Genomic DNA, 15,870 nt, shown 5'->3' with positions numbered 1-15,870 from the left:
GTCAGTGTTGAAGATCAAACGTTTTTTTGCCAAAGACATGCGCGAAGCACTGGAGCAGGTGAAAGAGCATCTGGGTCCGGATGCCGTCATCATGTCCAATAAGAAAGTGGCAGGCGGGGTTGAGATTGTAGCCGCGTTTGATGACGCCGCTTCCGCCGCGCCGGTCAGCCGGCAGGATGACAATGAAGCCATCAAGCGTGAGCTGGTTAGCCAGCTGACCGCTGCGCGCAAGCGACTGATGGAAGAGGGCAAGGGGCTTAAGCCGGTCGCAACGTCTGCGCAGCCGGGTTTTGGCTATGCGCCAGCGAATAATCGCGCGCCAGCCGCGGACAGCGCGCCGTCATCCTTGCCATCGTTTTATGCCCGTGGTCGTGAGCAAGACGACGCGCCGGCTGATTCCCTGAGCGCCTTGCTGGATCGCCAGCAGCGTTTTCGCCAAGAAGGCCGACCGGATAGCCAAAGTCAGGCGGCGGGGATGCCTAATTCGCTTGGCAGCAACGCTGGCCAAGGCGCGGTAGGCAGCGCGTCGCGCCATGATGCGAGCCGTCAGGCGAGTACTGATGCGCCGGTGAACGGTGGCGCGCGCTACGCCAACCTTGATCCACTTTCCAATACCGAATCGCGCCCGCGCTCACGCTCACAAGAAAATCAGCGCGCCCTTGAGCAGATGCGCAGTGAGATGCAGTCTATCCGCCGGTTGCTGGAGCATCAGGTCTCGAATCTGATGTGGCAGGAGATGGAGCGCAAAGAGCCGGTACGCGCCATGCTGATTGACCGTCTGCTGAAGATGGGTTTTCCCGATAATCTGGCGGAACAGCTGGTGGGTTATATCCCAGAAAAGACCGAATTAACGCAAGCGTGGTCGTTGGTGCTGGAGCTGCTGACCGATCAGCTGATGATTTCGGATGACAATTTGCTCAGCCGCGGCGGCGTGGTTGCGCTGGTTGGCCCGACTGGGGTGGGTAAAACCACCACCATCGCCAAGCTGGCAGCGCGCTATGCCATGGAGTACGGCGCGGAGCATATCGCCTTGGTGACCACCGACTCCTACCGTATTGGTGCCCATGAACAATTGGCCACCTATGGACGAATTTTAGGCTGTCCGGTGCGGGCGGCTAAAGATGCGGACGAACTGGCCGCTGTATTATATCAGCTGCGGCATAAACACTTTGTCCTGCTGGATACGGCCGGTATGGGTCAGCGCGATTTGCGCCTGACAGAACAGCTGAACACGCTGATGCAGACCCAAGGCGAACGTATCCGGAGCCTGCTGGTATTACCGGCCACCGCGCAGCGCAGTGTGCTGCAAGAAACGGTGGAACATTTTCGGCGCATCCCCCTCTCCGGCACCATTTTAACCAAGCTGGATGAGAGCTTAAGTTTGGGAGAGGTAATGAGCGTTACGATTCAAAACGCCTTACCTATCAGTTACATCACTGACGGGCAGCGGGTGCCAGAAGATATCCGTATTGCCAGTCGGGAGAACTTAGTGAAACGGGCGGCAGAATTGTTGGATAAGGACATCTCTGTACAGCATTTTTGGACGAGCGAGCGTGCTCAGCCTCAGGCAGCGGACCTCTATGAGTAATGCAGTTTTAAATGATCAAGCCAGCGGTTTACGAAGTCTGGTACAGCCGGCCAAAACCAAGGTTATCGCCGTTACTGGTGGTAAAGGTGGTGTAGGGAAAAGCAACATCACCTTAAACATGGCGGTAGCTATGGCCCGTAAAGGACTGCGGGTAATGATTTTTGATGCCGACTTAAGTCTGGCTAATGTCGATCTGCTGCTCGGGATCCGAGTGGGGCGTAACCTGTCACATGTGCTGGCAGGTTTGTGCGATCTGGAAGATATCATCGTGGAAGGGCCATACGGCCTGAAGGTGATCCCCGCATCGCCGGGTACCCAATCGATGACCGATTTGTCGGAGGCGCAGCACGCCGGTTTGATCCGCGCGTTTAGCTCGCTGCAAGATCAGGTCGATGTACTGCTGATTGATACCGCGGCAGGGATCTCTGACATGGTGATGAGCTTCTCGCGCGCGGCGCAAGACGTGCTGGTTACCGTGTGTGACGAGCCGACCTCAATTGCTGATGCATATGCCCTGATGAAGGTGCTCAACCGTCAGCATGGCCTGACCCGGTTTAAGATTGTCGCCAACATGGTGCGCAGTTACCGCGAAGGCTTAGATTTATTCAGCAAACTGAGTCGGGTCACTGACCGTTTTCTGGATGCCAGCTTAGAGCTGGTGGCCTGCATCCCGCTGGATGAACATGTCCGGTTGGCGGTGCGTAAGCAAAAAGTGGTGGTGGATGCGTACCCGCAATCGCCGGCTGCGTTGGCCTTGAACACCTTGGCCCAGCGCGCCAGCAGTTGGCCGGCACCGAACCACCCGACAGGACATCTCGAGTTTTTCGTCGAGCGCTTATTGCGCCGTCCCGTCATGATACGGGAGGAAGAGTGTCGTGAGTAAAGCCCTGGCTTACAGCCAATGTCAGGATCGCAACAGCCTGCTGATGCGCCATGTTCCGCTGGTGAAGCGTATAGCCTGCCATCTGATGGGGCGCTTGCCACCGAGTGTACTGCTCGAAGATCTGGTTCAGGCCGGCATGATTGGCCTGCTGGAAGCTCAGCAAAATTACGATGCCAGCAAAGGGGCCAGTTTTGAAACCTATGCCGGCATTCGGATCCGCGGCGCGATGTTGGATGAGATCCGACGTGGCGACTGGATCCCGCGCTCTGTTCACCGCAACAGTCGCAGCATTACGGAAGCGATCGAAAATTTAGAAAAACAGCTCGGTCGCGATCCGCGTGATCACGAAGTGGCCGCGTATATGGAGGTCTCACTGGATGAGTACCACCACATGCTGCAAGACGTGAACGGCGGTAAAGTGATTGGCTTTGATGACCTCGGCGTGCCCGAGGATGTGGCGTTTGCGCCAGAAGCCCGTCACGACGATTTACCGTTTCAAGGCGTAGAAAATGACAACTTCCAGCAGGCGCTGGCCGATGCCATTCGCAGCCTGCCGGAGCGCGAAGCCTTGGTGTTGTCACTGTATTACGATGAAGAATTGAATTTAAAAGAAATTGGCGCCGTACTTGGCGTAAGCGAATCGCGGATCAGCCAGATTCTGAGTCAGACGATGCACCGTCTGCGGGCCAAGCTGCATGCTTGGTCAGCCGTATAAGAAGCGGCACGTTTTATTCACTCAATTGAGCACTACACCTCATTGGAGGCTACTTTGGACAAAGATATCAAAATCCTTATCGTTGACGACTTCTCTACGATGAGACGCATCATTAAGAACCTGCTGCGCGATCTGGGATTTAACAATACCCATGAAGCGGATGACGGTACTACCGCCTTACCAATGCTGCGCAACGGCGATTTTGATTTTGTCGTAACCGACTGGAACATGCCGGGTATGCAGGGTATTGACCTGCTGAAAACCATCCGCGCCGATGCCGATCTCAAGCATCTGCCGGTATTGATGGTGACCGCAGAAGCCAAGCGTGAACAGATTATCGAAGCGGCGCAAGCGGGCGTTAACGGTTACATCGTTAAACCGTTCACTGCTGCGACCTTGAAAGAGAAACTAGACAAAATTTTCGTGCGGATCCAGTAATCCCCACTGAACGGAAGAGATCCCATGATCACGCTCGAACAAGCCAAAGAGCTGGTGGCACTGCTGGAAAATGGTCAGCAGGAAGAAGCCAACCAGATCGTCCAGATGTTAGCGTCGCAAAGCTATAACACCCTGTTCAATGAAGTGGGCAAAGTGACGCGGGTACTGCACAGCGGCCTGTCAGAATTCAGATTAGACCCACGCCTGTCGCAACTGACCCAGCAGGATTTGCCGGATGCGCAAGGCCGCTTGAATTACGTGGTTAGCATGACCGAAACGGCGGCCAACCGCACCATGGATGCGGTCGATGCGGCGTTCCCCATTGCGGACAGCTTGGCGGAGCGAACCGGTGCCATTTTACCGGTGTGGCAGAAGCTGTTTAACCGCGAAATGGAGCTGGGGGAATTTAAGTCTCTGTGTCTGGAGCTGGATGAATTCCTCAAGTCGACCGAACAGCAAAGCGATCAGTTGCGTAGCCAGCTGACCGAAATCTTGATGTCGCAAGACTTCCAGGATCTGACCGGCCAGATTATCCGTCGAGTGACTGGGCTGGTGGGGGAGGTGGAAGAGCACCTGATCAACATCATGAAGTCGTTCGGGATGACTGAGGTCGAGAATCCGTTGCAAGAGCAAGATCTGCGCGCGCAGGCCATTTGTGCTGAAGGCCCGATCCATGATCGCGAAAAACGCGCAGATGTGGTTCAAAGTCAGGATGACGTGGACGATCTGCTCTCTAGCTTAGGCTTTTAAGCCCGGCGTCAATCCGTCGCTTATTAGATATTCAGAATCATTTTCAGGGGCAAGTGATGAGTTTTGAACTAGACGAAGACATTCTGCAGGATTTTCTGATTGAAGCCGGTGAGATCATCGAGCGTCTGTCAGAGCAGCTGGTAGAGCTGGAACAACAGCCGAATGACAAAGACCTGCTGAATGCCATCTTCCGCGGCTTTCATACGGTCAAAGGGGGTGCAGGTTTCCTGTCCCTGACATCACTGGTTGACACCTGTCACGGCGCTGAAAATGTGTTTGACGTTCTGCGTAACGGTAAGCGACAGATTGACTCGGCGCTGATGGATGTCATTTTACAAGCACTGGATACCGTGGTGGCGCAGTTCCAGCAAGTGCAAAACGGCGAAGAGCCGGTACCGGCGGCACCTGAGCTGCTGGAAGCGTTGCACCAACTGTGTGAAGAGCCGACTGCCGCGCCGCAAGTGGTGCCAGAGCCTGTCGCTGCACCGGTGGCTCCGGCTGCCGATGCCGAAGCGCTGCTGATGGCCGAAATGAATGCACTGGCCCAAATGCAAGCGGCTAGCGAGCCACCGGCTGCGCCACAGACCTTCGGTATCGACGACATTTCCGACGATGAGTTTGAACGCCTGCTCGACGCCCTGCACGGCGAAGGCAAAGGCCCGAGCGCGTCAGCGGAAGTAGCGTTAGCACCAGCCACTGCGGCACCGGCCGCAGTAACAACCGAGAGCGCGCCTGCTGCGAGCAGCGACGCCATCTCTGATGACGAATTTGAACGCCTGCTGGATGACCTGCACGGTGTTGGCAAAGGCCCTGCGGCTACCGCCACCCGCGCACCGGCCACGGCCAGCAGTGACGAAATCTCCGATGACGAATTCGAGCGTCTGCTCGATGATTTGCACGGTGCCGGTAAAGGCCCTGCGGTCACCCGTTTACCAGCTGCATCCGCCAGTGCTGCACCGGTAGCGCCAGCTGCGCCGGCCGCTGTTGCAACAGCACCGACCCCAGCACCAGCCTCAGTGCCGAATGTGGCTCGGGAAGAAAGTGCGCCAGCAGCCCCTGTGGCTGCGGCGGCCAGTAAAGCGCCAGCGTCTAACGCCGTGCAACCGGAAACCACTTTGCGCGTGGATACCAAGACCCTCGACGACATCATGAACATGGTGGGCGAGCTGGTACTGGTGCGTAACCGCCTGATCAGCCTTGGCATCAATAGCGATGACGAAGAGATGTCCAAAGCGTGCGCCAACCTCGATGTGGTGACCGCTGATCTGCAAGGCGCCGTGATGAAAACCCGCATGCAGCCAATCCGTAAGGTATTTGGCCGCTTCCCGCGCGTGGTACGCGACTTGGCCCGTAGCCTGAAAAAAGAGGTGGTACTGGAGCTGAGTGGGGAAGACACCGATCTGGATAAAAACTTGGTCGAAGCGCTGGCCGATCCGTTGGTGCACTTGGTGCGTAACGCGGTGGACCACGGCATCGAAATGCCGGATGTCCGCGTACAAGCGGGTAAACCGGCGCAAGGTAAAGTGCGTCTGGCCGCTTCCCAAGAAGGTGACCATATCCTGCTGATCATCGAAGATGATGGCGCGGGGATGGATCCCGAAAAACTGCGTGGGATCGCCGTTAATCGCGGCATGATGGACGCCGATGCCGCCGCTCGCCTGAGTGACAATGAAGCCTACGCGCTGATTTTTGCGCCGGGCTTCTCGACCAAAAAAGAAATTTCCGACATCTCCGGCCGTGGCGTGGGGATGGACGTGGTGAAAACCAGTATCACCAAACTTAACGGTGCCATTCACATTGATTCCAGCAAAGGGCGCGGTACCCGCTTGGAAATCAAAGTGCCGTTGACGCTGGCTATCCTGCCAACTCTGATGGTTGGCGTATCGAATCAAACCTTCGCGCTGCCGCTGGCGAGCGTGAATGAAATTTTCCATCTGGATCTGAGCAAAACCAATTGTGTGGATGGTCAGTTGACCGTGATCGTGCGTAACAAAGCCATCCCACTGTTTTACTTACAGGACTGGCTGGCGAAAACCCGCGGCGAATGCCAGCAGGAGCGTCCGCAGTTCGGCCATGTGGTGATTGTTCAGATTGCCCATCAGCGTATCGGTTTTGTGGTCGATACCCTGATCGGACAGGAAGAAGTGGTGATTAAGGCGCTGGATAAATTCCTGCAAGGAACGCCGGGCATGGCCGGTGCCACCATCACCAGTGACGGCGGAATCGCTTTGATTCTGGATGTACCGGGTCTGCTTAAACATTACACCCATCGCTGAGGACTTGGGGCCAGCGCGCGCTGGCCTTCATCCCTGCCGTCATAACGACCCGAAAAAAGAGATAAAAAAGTAGAGGGATAATGGGAATCAAAGTATTAGTTGTTGATGACTCGGTATTTTTCCGTCGCCGTGTCAGTGAGATCCTGAACAGTCATCCACAGCTGGAAGTGATTGATACCGCTAACAACGGCAAAGAAGCGCTCGAAAAAGTGCAGCAGTTGCGCCCTGATGTCGTCACCATGGACATCGAAATGCCGGTGATGAACGGCATTGATGCGGCACGGGAAATTATGCGGGTGCGGCCAACGCCGATCCTGATGTTCTCTTCTTTGACCCATGAGGGTGCCAAAGCCACGCTGGATGCGTTGGACGCCGGTGCCGTCGATTTCCTGCCGAAGAAATTTGAAGATATCGCCCGCGATCGGGAAGAGGCGATTACCTTGCTGCAACAGCGGGTGATCTCTATCTCTCGTCATCGGGTGCGTCCTCTGCTCAGTCAGCGTCCAGCGACCAGCAGTTTGAGCGCGAGCCGCACGCCAGCGACCAGCAACAGCGCGACACCGCTGCGTGCCGCGGCGCCTGCTGCGGAGAACCGTCCGGTGCGTCCGGCGGCGCTGAATACCCGCCGTAGTGGCAAGGTGTATCAGTTGGTGGCGATCGGCACTTCAACCGGTGGTCCGGTTGCGCTGCAAAATATCCTGACTAAATTGCCGGGTAATTTCCCGCATCCAATTTTGCTGATCCAGCACATGCCCGCGACCTTTACCGCGGCGTTTGCCAGCCGTCTGAACAACTTGTGTCAGATTAACGTCAAAGAAGCGGCAGACGGTGATGTGGTGCAACCGGGTACCGCTTATCTGGCGCCGGGTGGCAAGCAGATGGTGCTGGATGGCCGTCCGGGGGCGATGCGCATTCGGATCCTCGATGGCGGTGAGCGCATGAACTACAAGCCGTGCGTGGATATCACCTTTGCCTCGTGTGCCCGTCAATATCGTGACAAAGTTCTGGCGGTTGTGCTGACCGGTATGGGCGCCGATGGTCGCGATGGCGCCAAACTGCTGCATGAGCAGGGCGCAACTATCTGGGCACAGGATGAAGAGAGCTGCGTGGTATACGGTATGCCACAGGCCATTGTTAAAGCCGGTATTGCCGCGGAAATCCTGCCACTGGAGCGGGTTGCCCAGCGGATCATGATTGAAGTCGGTTGTGAATAATCATTAAGGAATCAGCAATGAATAGCAGCAGTGCTGTCGATACCGGCGAAAGCCGCGACAAAGTATTACAGTGGGTAACCTTCAATCTGGGCGAAGAAACCTACGGGGTTAACGTAATGCAGGTGCGTGAAGTGCTGCGTTACAGCGAAATCGCTCCGGTGCCGGGCGCGCCCTCTTACGTGCTGGGGATCATCAACCTGCGCGGTAACGTGGTGACCGTGATTGATACACGCTCCCGTTTTGGCCTGTATCCAAGTGATGTAACCGACAATACCCGTATTGTGATCATCGAAACCGAACAGCAAGTGATCGGTATTCTGGTCGACAGCGTGGCAGAAGTGGTTTACCTGCGTGCATCAGAAATCGACAAAACGCCAAATGTGGGCACCGATGAGAGCTCGCGCTTCATTCAGGGCGTCTCCAACCGCGATGGAGAGTTGTTAATTCTGGTAGATTTGAATAAATTACTGACCAACGATGAGTGGGATGAGTTGAGTGGTCTGTAATGATTGGATTAATGGTTGCCGTAGCGGTACTGAGTGTGGTCTGTGCCGGTTTGGCGTGGAGCCTGATTTCTCTGTGGCGGCAACATAAAACCATTCTGCGTCGGGTTGAGGCCAGCGAAGTATTGCTGAAGGCCGCCCGACGTCAGTTTGATACGACCGGAAAAAGTATAGAAGAGCTGCGTGGCGGCTTTATCGGTCTGGGAAATGAACTGCATCAGCTGGTGGATAAGCAGGAGCAGTTTAGTGTCAAACTGAATGAAGTGACCTATATCGATCCTGAGCATCGCCTGTATAGCCGCGCCACCAAGTTGGCGGAAATGGGCGCCGGTCTGGATGAGCTGATGCAAGAGTGCGAGCTGCCTAAGGCCGAAGCGGAATTGCTGCTGAACTTACAGCGGCAGATGAAAAATCGCCGCACCTAATCGGCTCGTCAGCCTCTTTGAGCAATCGGCTATTGCTGGTGTGAACAGAGAGTATGAACAGAGAACGTGAACAACGAGTACGCTCAGCAAGCGGTAAGAAACCCGATTGATAAAAAAAGCCGGCATTGCCGGCTTTTTTGTGGGTGTTAGAGCGGGTGTTCATCCCGCTACTTGCGCATGGCTCTGACTTGCCGGCGCTCTGGCACGTGATCGAGCCTATATCACTCGAGGGTAGGCATGGTGAAAGTGCCGCTATGTTGCTCCAAACGCACCCCCGCTGGCCAACGGCTGGTGATGGTTTTCATGCGGGTGTAGAAACGCACGCCGTCACTGCCATGCACATTCAATGGCCCAAACACTGAACGCTTCCAGCCGCCAAAGCTGTGGAATGCCATCGGTACTGGAATGGGCACGTTAATCCCGACCATCCCCGCTTGCACTTGCTCACCAAACTGACGTGCGGTTTCGCCATCACGGGTGAAAATGGCGGTGCCGTTACCGTATTGGTGACGATTAATCAGCTCCAGCGCGGTGTGATAATCGGGGGCGCGCACTACGCACAGCACCGGCCCGAAGATCTCTTCTTGATAGATCCGCATCTCTGGCGTGACCCGATCAAACAAGGTTGGGCCGACAAAAAAGCCCTGCTCATGACCGGCGACCTGAAAAGCTCGGCCATCGACACACAAGGTCGCCCCTTGTTCTACACCCGAATCGATATAGTGCAGGATAGATGCGCGGTGCTGGGCGGAGATCACCGGTCCCATATCATTTTCGGGCTCACCAGCCGGTAAAATGCCTGGGCCGACGCGCATCGTGGCAATGTGCGCTTTGACGCCGGCGATCAGGGCATCGGCCACATCATCTCCAACCGCTACCGCCACCGACAGCGCCATGCAGCGTTCACCCGCCGCGCCAAATGCTGCGCCCATAATGGCGTTCACCGTCATATCCAGATCGGCATCTGGCATCACGATACAGTGGTTTTTCGCGCCGCCCAGTGCCTGACAGCGTTTACCGTGCGCCGAGGCTACCGAGTAAATGTACTCGGCAATCGGTGTTGAACCGACAAAACTCACCGCTTGAATGCGCGGATCAGTCAGCAGAACATCCACCGCTTCTTTATCGCCGTTCACTACGTTGAATACGCCATCGGGCAGACCGGCTTCTTTTAGCAGTTCGGCCAGTGCCAGCGCCAGTGACGGATCTTTTTCCGAGGGCTTGAGAATAAAGGTATTGCCGGTAGCCAGCGCAATCGGGAACATCCACATTGGCACCATGGCAGGGAAGTTAAACGGCGTGATCCCGGCACATACTCCGAGCGGTTGCATCAGTGAATGGCTATCGACCCCGGTTCCCACATTGGCGGAGTGTTCGCCTTTTTGCAGATGCGGAATACCGCAGGCAAATTCGACCACTTCTAAGCCGCGCACCAACTCGCCATGGGCGTCGGACAGGATCTTACCGTGCTCTTCTGAGATCAGGCGTGCCAGCCGGTCTTTGTGCTGCTCGAGCAAGGCTTTAAAGCGGAACATCACGCGGGCACGGCGCAGTGGTGGCGTGCGTGACCACGTAGGGAAGGCGGCATCGGCGACACTGATCGCGTGTTCGACTTCAGCCACGGTACTGAGGGCGACCTGCCGCACCGGCTCACCGAGTGCCGGATTAAACACAGGGGCCAAACGTTCGCTGCGGCTCGCGGTCAGTTGGCCGCCGATAAAGTTGTGTACGATATCCATTCGGTTTCTCTCTCTGTCAGCAGGATCAAAGATGTCATGCAAAAAGCATAGTGAAATATTTATTTCATTTAAACATAAAGTGATTTCATTATTCTGTTTTGTGATCCCGATGCCGTTCGGCAGACAGTAGGGTAGGCGGCGGCTTTTTTTTGTGTCTTAATTTATTCAAATCTTTCATAGATATAGAATAACAGAACAGATATTCTATTCTTTATTACCAGCGTCCGCGCTTTTTCTGCGGTATCAGGGTGTTTCGCCATCGGTAAACATCGCTGCAGAGCTAAGGATATAACGGGGGAGACTCGCGTGAGCAGTGCCAAGAATTTTGCCGAATTGCAAGACCAAATCCGCGCCCGCTATGCAGAGCTGAGTAAGCGTCTGCAGCAGGTTGCCAAGTATGTGATTGATAATAAAAACACCGTGGCCATGCAGACGGTGGCGGTGATTGCTAAAGAAGCCGATGTGCCGCCTTCTACCTTGATCCGGTTTGCCAATACCTTTGGCTTTAGCGGTTTCAATGAAATGAAACAGATATTTCGCCTAGATCTGGTCAAGGAAACCGCCAATTACACCGAGCGGGCACGTCTGTTCCGGGAAATGGAAGGGGCTAGCGCCGCCGATCAGCCACACGATATTTTGCAAGAGTTCGCTCGTGCTAATGCGCAGGCATTGCAGCAGCTGGTGGTGCATACTCCCGCAGAGGAAATGCAGCGGGCAGTTGATCTGCTGGAGCAAGCACAGACCATTTATGTCATCGGTTTGCGCCGCTCGTTCAGCGCGGCGGCCTATTTGCGCTATGCCTTGAGCCATCTGGAGCGTCGGGTGGTGTTGCTTGATGGCCTCGGTGGCATGCTGGCGGAGCAGCTTAATCTGATGGGCCGTGAGGATGTGGTGCTGTCGATCAGCTTCACGCCGTATGCCGAGGAGACGGTGATGGTCAGTGAAAAGGCCTCCCAAACCGGCGCGCGCCAAATTGTGATCACCGATAGTCAAATCAGTCCGTTAGCCTCACTGAGCGATGTGTGTTTCGTGGTTAAAGAAGCGCAAGTCGGCGCGTTTCGCTCGCAATCTGCCACCTTATGTCTGCTGCAATCACTGGCCGTGGGGTTGGCGTTTCAAACGTCCGGCCAAGATGTGGCCGCCTCGCTGTAAGTGAGCGTATCGCATGTTACCTCGCCGGTGGTGTTCACCATCGGTGGGGGTCTGATCTTCTTCGATTTATTAGCACCGCGGGCATTGTTTTGTTTGTCTTGAGCTAGCGAGTGCTGTTTGCGCTGGGCGTGGTTTGGGCTCGGGGTTACTCTTCTGTCTTCTGTCTTCTGTCTTCTGTCTTCTGTCTTCTGTCTTCTGTCTTCTGTCTTCTGTCTTCTGTCTTCTGTCTTCTGTCTTCTGTCTTCTGTCTTTTTCGATTTCGTGCGTGGATGGCTGTGTGCTGCTTAACCGCATGCGGATCACACTCCGGCAATTTCATTTCGAATAAATCTTTAAATGAAATAAATATTCTATAAAGTAATCGTTATGGAAATAATGCGAACAGCAAAGGCACCGGCTTGGCCGGAAAGCAGGCGCGCCGCCGTTATGCGGGCAGCGTGACGGTAGCAGGGAATCTGGAGTTGTGGCTATGCGCACAGAGAGAATGACAACCGCACAGGCGCTGGTGAAATTTTTGAACCAGCAATATATCGACGTGGACGGCGTGGAGGAGAAGTTCGTACACGGGATCTTCACCATTTTCGGGCACGGTAACGTGCTGGGATTGGGGCAGGCGTTGGAGCAAGATGCTGGTGACTTGCAGGTGTATCAAGGCTGCAATGAGCAAGGGATGGCGCACATCGCGCTCGGTTTTGCCAAACAGCACAAACGCCGCCGGATCTGTGCGGTCACCTCATCAGTAGGGCCGGGCGCGGCCAATATGGTGACGGCCGCCGCGACAGCCACCGCCAACCGCTTGCCGATTTTGTTACTGCCTGGCGATCTGTTTGCGACCCGCCAGCCTGATCCGGTGTTGCAGCAGGTTGAGCAGTATCATGATGCCTCGATCAGCACCAACGATTGTTTCCGTCCGGTATCGCGCTATTGGGATCGCGTTTCGCGCCCAGAGCAGCTGATGAGTGCGATGCTCAATGCCATGCGCGTGCTGACCGATCCGGCCGATACGGGCGCGGTTACGGTGTGTTTGCCGCAAGATGTGCAAGCCGAAGCCTATGATTTCCCCGATTCTTTCTTTCGCAAGCGCGTGCACCGTTTGGAGCGCCGCCCGCCAACCGCGGCCATGTTGGATGATGCCCTGACTTTACTGCTATCAAAGAAAAAGCCGCTGTTGGTGTGCGGTGGAGGGGTGCGTTACTCGCAGGCGCATGAGGCGTTTCGCCGTTTCGCCGAGTGCTTTGGCATTCCGTTTGCCGAAACGCAAGCGGGTAAAGGGGCGATCCCTGCCGATCACCCGCTCAATTGTGGCGGGCTGGGCACCACCGGTTGTTTGGCGGCCAATACCTTGGCGGCAGAAGCGGATTTGATTATCGGGGTCGGAACCCGTTTCACTGATTTCACTACGGCATCAAAAAGCTTGTTTCGCCATCCACAGGTGGATTTTCTGACCATCAATATCGCGGCTTTTGATGCCATGAAGCTCGATGCGGTGCCGGTGGTGGCCGATGCGCGCGCTGCGTTGCAAGCGCTGCATGGCGTGTTAGCGCCAACCGGCTATCAGGCCGCTTATGGCAACGAGATTGCCCAAGCGAGAGCGGCGTGGGAGCAAGAGTGGCAACGCTTGGCCGCCATTGAGGTGGATGAGCAGTTTGTGCCGGAAGTGGCCGGTCAGCTCGATGATCGCCTGCCGGAGTATATGGATACCCTGCAAACCCATTTGACACAAACCCGCGTGCTGGGGCTGTTAGACCAAGTCTTAGCGCCGGATGCGATTGTGGTCGGCGCGGCTGGCTCGCTTCCAGGAGATTTGCAGCGCATGTGGCGACCGAAAGTGGCTGACACTTACCACATGGAGTACGGCTATTCGTGTATGGGCTATGAGATTGCCGCTGCGGTGGGCGCCAAAATCGCCGCTCCACAGCAGCCGGTGTATGCCTTTGTCGGCGATGGCTCTTACCTAATGCTGCACTCTGAGCTGCAAACGGCGGTGCAAGAGGGGATCAAAATTACCGTGCTGCTGTTTGATAACGCTGGTTTTGGTTGCATCAATAACCTGCAAATGGGGCAGGGCATGGGCAGTTTCGGGACCGAAAACCGGCATCGCGATCCTCGTACTGGCCAGATGAGCGGGCCGCTCGTGAAGGTGGACTTTGCGGCCAATGCCGCCAGTTATGGCTGCGTGAGTTATCGAGTGCACAATGAAGCCGAATTGTTTGCTGCGTTGGCCGATGCCGCGCAGCAAACCGCGCCAGTGCTGATAGATATCAAAGTGCTGCCCAAAACCATGACCCACGGTTACGCTGCGTGGTGGCGCACCGGTACGGCGCAGGTGGCGGATAATCCGGCCATTGTGGCGGCGGCTGAGGATATTCAACAGGTGCTGCGTACGGTAGCGCGTCAATATTAATGCTTAAGTCATGGATTAATGCTTAAGTCATGGGTATAGGCCGGGCGCTGGGGCGACCGGCCATGGTGAGTGAGCCTGCGGAGTTAATCGCTCTGCTTTAGCTGTTCAGACGGCGTGCTGATTCGTGTGCGCTGGCCTGTTTCTGCTGTTCGGGGGCGTAGGCCCCCTTTTTTCGTTCCCTGCGCCTTGTTGTTCTTTGCGTTATTTTCTTTCTTTTATCTTATTCAATTGCCTTTATCGTCTTTTTCTATTCTCTTTGCTCCCTTTTTCTTGCCGCTACGCTTCGCGTGTCATTTGCTGCACTTGTATTTCGCATTCAGTAAAAATGGAACTTTCATTTCTTCAATTTTATGGTTGTATGGCTTAGCAGTTTCATCATGGTGGCGTGATCTTGCGCAGGGCGATGCTGCGGGACTCGAGCCGAATAGCGTCCAATCAGACTCGTAACACAATGTTTTTTATTGAATTAATTACGTTATGCGACCGCGCTGACATCGGTTCAGCGTGAATTGATGCAAACTGTTACCTCGCCAGCAAAAATAAAATATCCAATATAAATTAAATTGAAATAAACGTTTCGCGTGCTATGTTTTTAGCATACCAGCATGGATGCCGACACGAAGGGCTTGCGAGCAGGCCGATAGGGTGACCGGCGCTGGGACATAACAACAGAACAACAGCAGATGCCGCGCCCATGCGCTGACCTCTGCCTCTCTACCTTACGGATACACAGTATCAAGGAGTTGCTATGTACAATATCGCGTTATTCGGAGCTGGCCGCATCGGACAGGTCCATGCCGTGAACATTGCCGGACACAAGGAAACTTGCCTGTACTCGGTGATTGACCCGCACCAGGCCGGTGCTGAAGCGTTGGCGCACAAGTATGGCGCCAAAGTGCAGAGTGCCGAAGAGGCCATGGCCGATCCGAATGTGCAGGCAGTGATGATTGCCTCGGCCACCGATACCCATGCCGATTTGATTGAGCAAGCGGCGCGCGCCGGCAAGGCTATCTTCTGCGAAAAACCGGTGCATCTGGACTTGGCGCGGGTGCGCGATTGTCTGGCTACCGTACGTGAGTGCAATGTCCCGCTATTTATCGGCTTTAACCGCCGTTATGACCCGCAATTTCGTAAAGTGCGCGAAATGCTGAGCGCAGGCGCGATTGGCAAGGCGGAGTCTTTGGTGATCACCTCCCGTGACCCGTCGCCGCCGCCAGCCACCTATGTCAAAGTCTCCGGTGGGATGTTCCGCGATATGACCATCCATGACTTTGATATGGCGCGTTTCATCATGGGCGAAGACCCGGTTGCCGTGTACGCCAAAGGCAGCAATCTGGTGGATCCGGCCATCGGCGCTGCCGGTGATATTGATACTGCGTTTGTGGTGCTGACCTTCCCATCGGGCGCTATGGCGACGATCTCCAACAGCCGTCGCTCCGGTTATGGCTATGATCAGCGCATTGAGCTGCACGGTTCACAAGGCTTGCTGACGGCGAAAAATATCCACGAAAACGCCGTTGAGCAGTGGAGCGAAGCGGGCTGCGTAGCCGCTAAACCTGAACACTTCTTCTTGCAGCGTTATGCCGCCGCCTATCAGGCCGAGTGGGAGCATTTTGCCGATGTGTTGGCCGGTCGCGCCGAGCCACAATGCAGCGGCTATGATGGCGAACAAGCCCTGTATCTGGCGGACAAAGCGCTGGAATCCCTACGCAGCGGCAAAGAAGTTCAGCTGTAATTCCCTTATCTGTCAGGGGCGGCAACGCCCCTGCTGTCTGATCCGATT

Annotated in this window: 13 protein-coding genes; 12 read left to right on the top strand and 1 reads right to left on the bottom strand. The window is 55.5% G+C overall.

Annotated elements, in window-relative coordinates; translation table 11 throughout:
* Window positions 1–7 precede the first annotated feature (7 nt).
* The 9 genes from flhF (at window position 8) to LQ901_RS09240 (ending at window position 8,792) form a co-directional block, all read left to right on the top strand.
* A complete protein-coding gene (flhF, locus tag LQ901_RS09280; protein ID WP_047708900.1) occupies window positions 8–1,588 on the top strand; it encodes a flagellar biosynthesis protein FlhF in 1,581 nt (526 codons plus the stop codon).
* Window positions 1,581–2,471, top strand: coding sequence for a MinD/ParA family protein (locus LQ901_RS09275; RefSeq protein ID WP_010862181.1), 891 nt, complete (start codon window positions 1,581–1,583; stop codon window positions 2,469–2,471). Before flhF ends, LQ901_RS09275 begins: the two co-directional genes overlap by 8 nt.
* Complete coding sequence (locus tag LQ901_RS09270; protein WP_010862180.1) at window positions 2,464–3,186, top strand: RNA polymerase sigma factor FliA; 723 nt, start codon at window positions 2,464–2,466, stop codon at window positions 3,184–3,186. The genes LQ901_RS09275 and LQ901_RS09270 overlap by 8 nt, the downstream gene beginning before the upstream one ends.
* A 54-nt stretch (window positions 3,187–3,240) precedes the next feature.
* Window positions 3,241–3,624 carry a chemotaxis response regulator CheY gene (cheY, locus tag LQ901_RS09265; RefSeq protein WP_010862179.1) on the top strand — a complete coding sequence of 128 codons (384 nt, stop codon included), beginning with the start codon at window positions 3,241–3,243 and terminating at the stop codon, window positions 3,622–3,624.
* A gap of 24 nt (window positions 3,625–3,648) precedes the next feature.
* On the top strand, window positions 3,649–4,374 hold the full coding sequence (locus tag LQ901_RS09260) for a protein phosphatase CheZ (RefSeq protein ID WP_010862178.1): 726 nt from the start codon (window positions 3,649–3,651) through the stop codon (window positions 4,372–4,374).
* 56 nt (window positions 4,375–4,430) lie between these two features.
* Entirely contained in the window at window positions 4,431–6,650 is a 2,220-nt protein-coding gene (locus tag LQ901_RS09255) for a chemotaxis protein CheA (protein WP_064977405.1), read from the top strand.
* Between the two features lie 80 nt (window positions 6,651–6,730).
* Complete coding sequence (locus LQ901_RS09250) at window positions 6,731–7,864, top strand: chemotaxis response regulator protein-glutamate methylesterase (protein WP_010862175.1); 1,134 nt, start codon at window positions 6,731–6,733, stop codon at window positions 7,862–7,864.
* A 17-nt stretch (window positions 7,865–7,881) separates the two neighbouring features.
* Window positions 7,882–8,370, top strand: coding sequence for a chemotaxis protein CheW (locus tag LQ901_RS09245; RefSeq protein WP_010862174.1), 489 nt, complete (start codon window positions 7,882–7,884; stop codon window positions 8,368–8,370).
* On the top strand, window positions 8,370–8,792 hold the full coding sequence (locus LQ901_RS09240; RefSeq protein WP_081632795.1) for a DUF2802 domain-containing protein: 423 nt from the start codon (window positions 8,370–8,372) through the stop codon (window positions 8,790–8,792). The genes LQ901_RS09245 and LQ901_RS09240 overlap by 1 nt, the downstream gene beginning before the upstream one ends.
* 221 nt (window positions 8,793–9,013) lie before the next feature.
* Here the strand turns inward: LQ901_RS09240 and LQ901_RS09235 are convergent, their stop codons facing one another.
* Complete coding sequence (locus LQ901_RS09235) at window positions 9,014–10,531, bottom strand: CoA-acylating methylmalonate-semialdehyde dehydrogenase (protein WP_152136008.1); 1,518 nt, start codon at window positions 10,529–10,531, stop codon at window positions 9,014–9,016.
* Window positions 10,532–10,837: 306 nt separating this feature from the next.
* Here LQ901_RS09235 and LQ901_RS09230 point away from each other — a divergent pair, with 306 nt between their 5' ends.
* The 3 genes from LQ901_RS09230 to iolG all read left to right on the top strand — a co-directional run bounded on the left by LQ901_RS09230 (window position 10,838) and on the right by iolG (window position 15,822).
* Complete coding sequence (locus tag LQ901_RS09230) at window positions 10,838–11,683, top strand: MurR/RpiR family transcriptional regulator (protein WP_010862171.1); 846 nt, start codon at window positions 10,838–10,840, stop codon at window positions 11,681–11,683.
* Between the two features lie 469 nt (window positions 11,684–12,152).
* Entirely contained in the window at window positions 12,153–14,087 is a 1,935-nt protein-coding gene (iolD, locus tag LQ901_RS09225; protein ID WP_152136007.1) for a 3D-(3,5/4)-trihydroxycyclohexane-1,2-dione acylhydrolase (decyclizing), read from the top strand.
* Window positions 14,088–14,835: 748 nt separating this feature from the next.
* Window positions 14,836–15,822, top strand: coding sequence for an inositol 2-dehydrogenase (gene iolG, locus LQ901_RS09220; RefSeq protein WP_010862169.1), 987 nt, complete (start codon window positions 14,836–14,838; stop codon window positions 15,820–15,822).
* Window positions 15,823–15,870 lie beyond the last annotated feature (48 nt).

The sequence above is a fragment of the Plesiomonas sp. PI-19 genome, assembly GCF_021368255.1.
Lineage (GTDB): Bacteria > Pseudomonadota > Gammaproteobacteria > Enterobacterales > CAMTGL01 > Plesiomonas > Plesiomonas shigelloides.
Note: the sequence above shows the minus strand (reverse complement) of the source record. Positions and strands in the feature narration are given on the sequence as shown.

Excerpts from the sequence above, each read along its gene's own strand:
- LQ901_RS09275 (WP_010862181.1), top strand. The coding sequence starts at position 1,581 with ATGAGTAATGCAGTTTTAAATGATCAAGCCAGCGGTTTACGAAGTCTG.
- LQ901_RS09260 (WP_010862178.1), top strand. The coding sequence starts at position 3,649 with ATGATCACGCTCGAACAAGCCAAAGAGCTGGTGGCACTGCTGGAAAAT.
- LQ901_RS09255 (WP_064977405.1), top strand. The coding sequence starts at position 4,431 with ATGAGTTTTGAACTAGACGAAGACATTCTGCAGGATTTTCTGATTGAA.
- LQ901_RS09250 (WP_010862175.1), top strand. The coding sequence starts at position 6,731 with ATGGGAATCAAAGTATTAGTTGTTGATGACTCGGTATTTTTCCGTCGC.
- LQ901_RS09245 (WP_010862174.1), top strand. The coding sequence starts at position 7,882 with ATGAATAGCAGCAGTGCTGTCGATACCGGCGAAAGCCGCGACAAAGTA.
- LQ901_RS09240 (WP_081632795.1), top strand. The coding sequence starts at position 8,370 with ATGATTGGATTAATGGTTGCCGTAGCGGTACTGAGTGTGGTCTGTGCC.
- LQ901_RS09235 (WP_152136008.1), bottom strand. The coding sequence starts at position 10,531 with ATGGATATCGTACACAACTTTATCGGCGGCCAACTGACCGCGAGCCGC.
- iolD (WP_152136007.1), top strand. The coding sequence starts at position 12,153 with ATGCGCACAGAGAGAATGACAACCGCACAGGCGCTGGTGAAATTTTTG.
- iolG (WP_010862169.1), top strand. The coding sequence starts at position 14,836 with ATGTACAATATCGCGTTATTCGGAGCTGGCCGCATCGGACAGGTCCAT.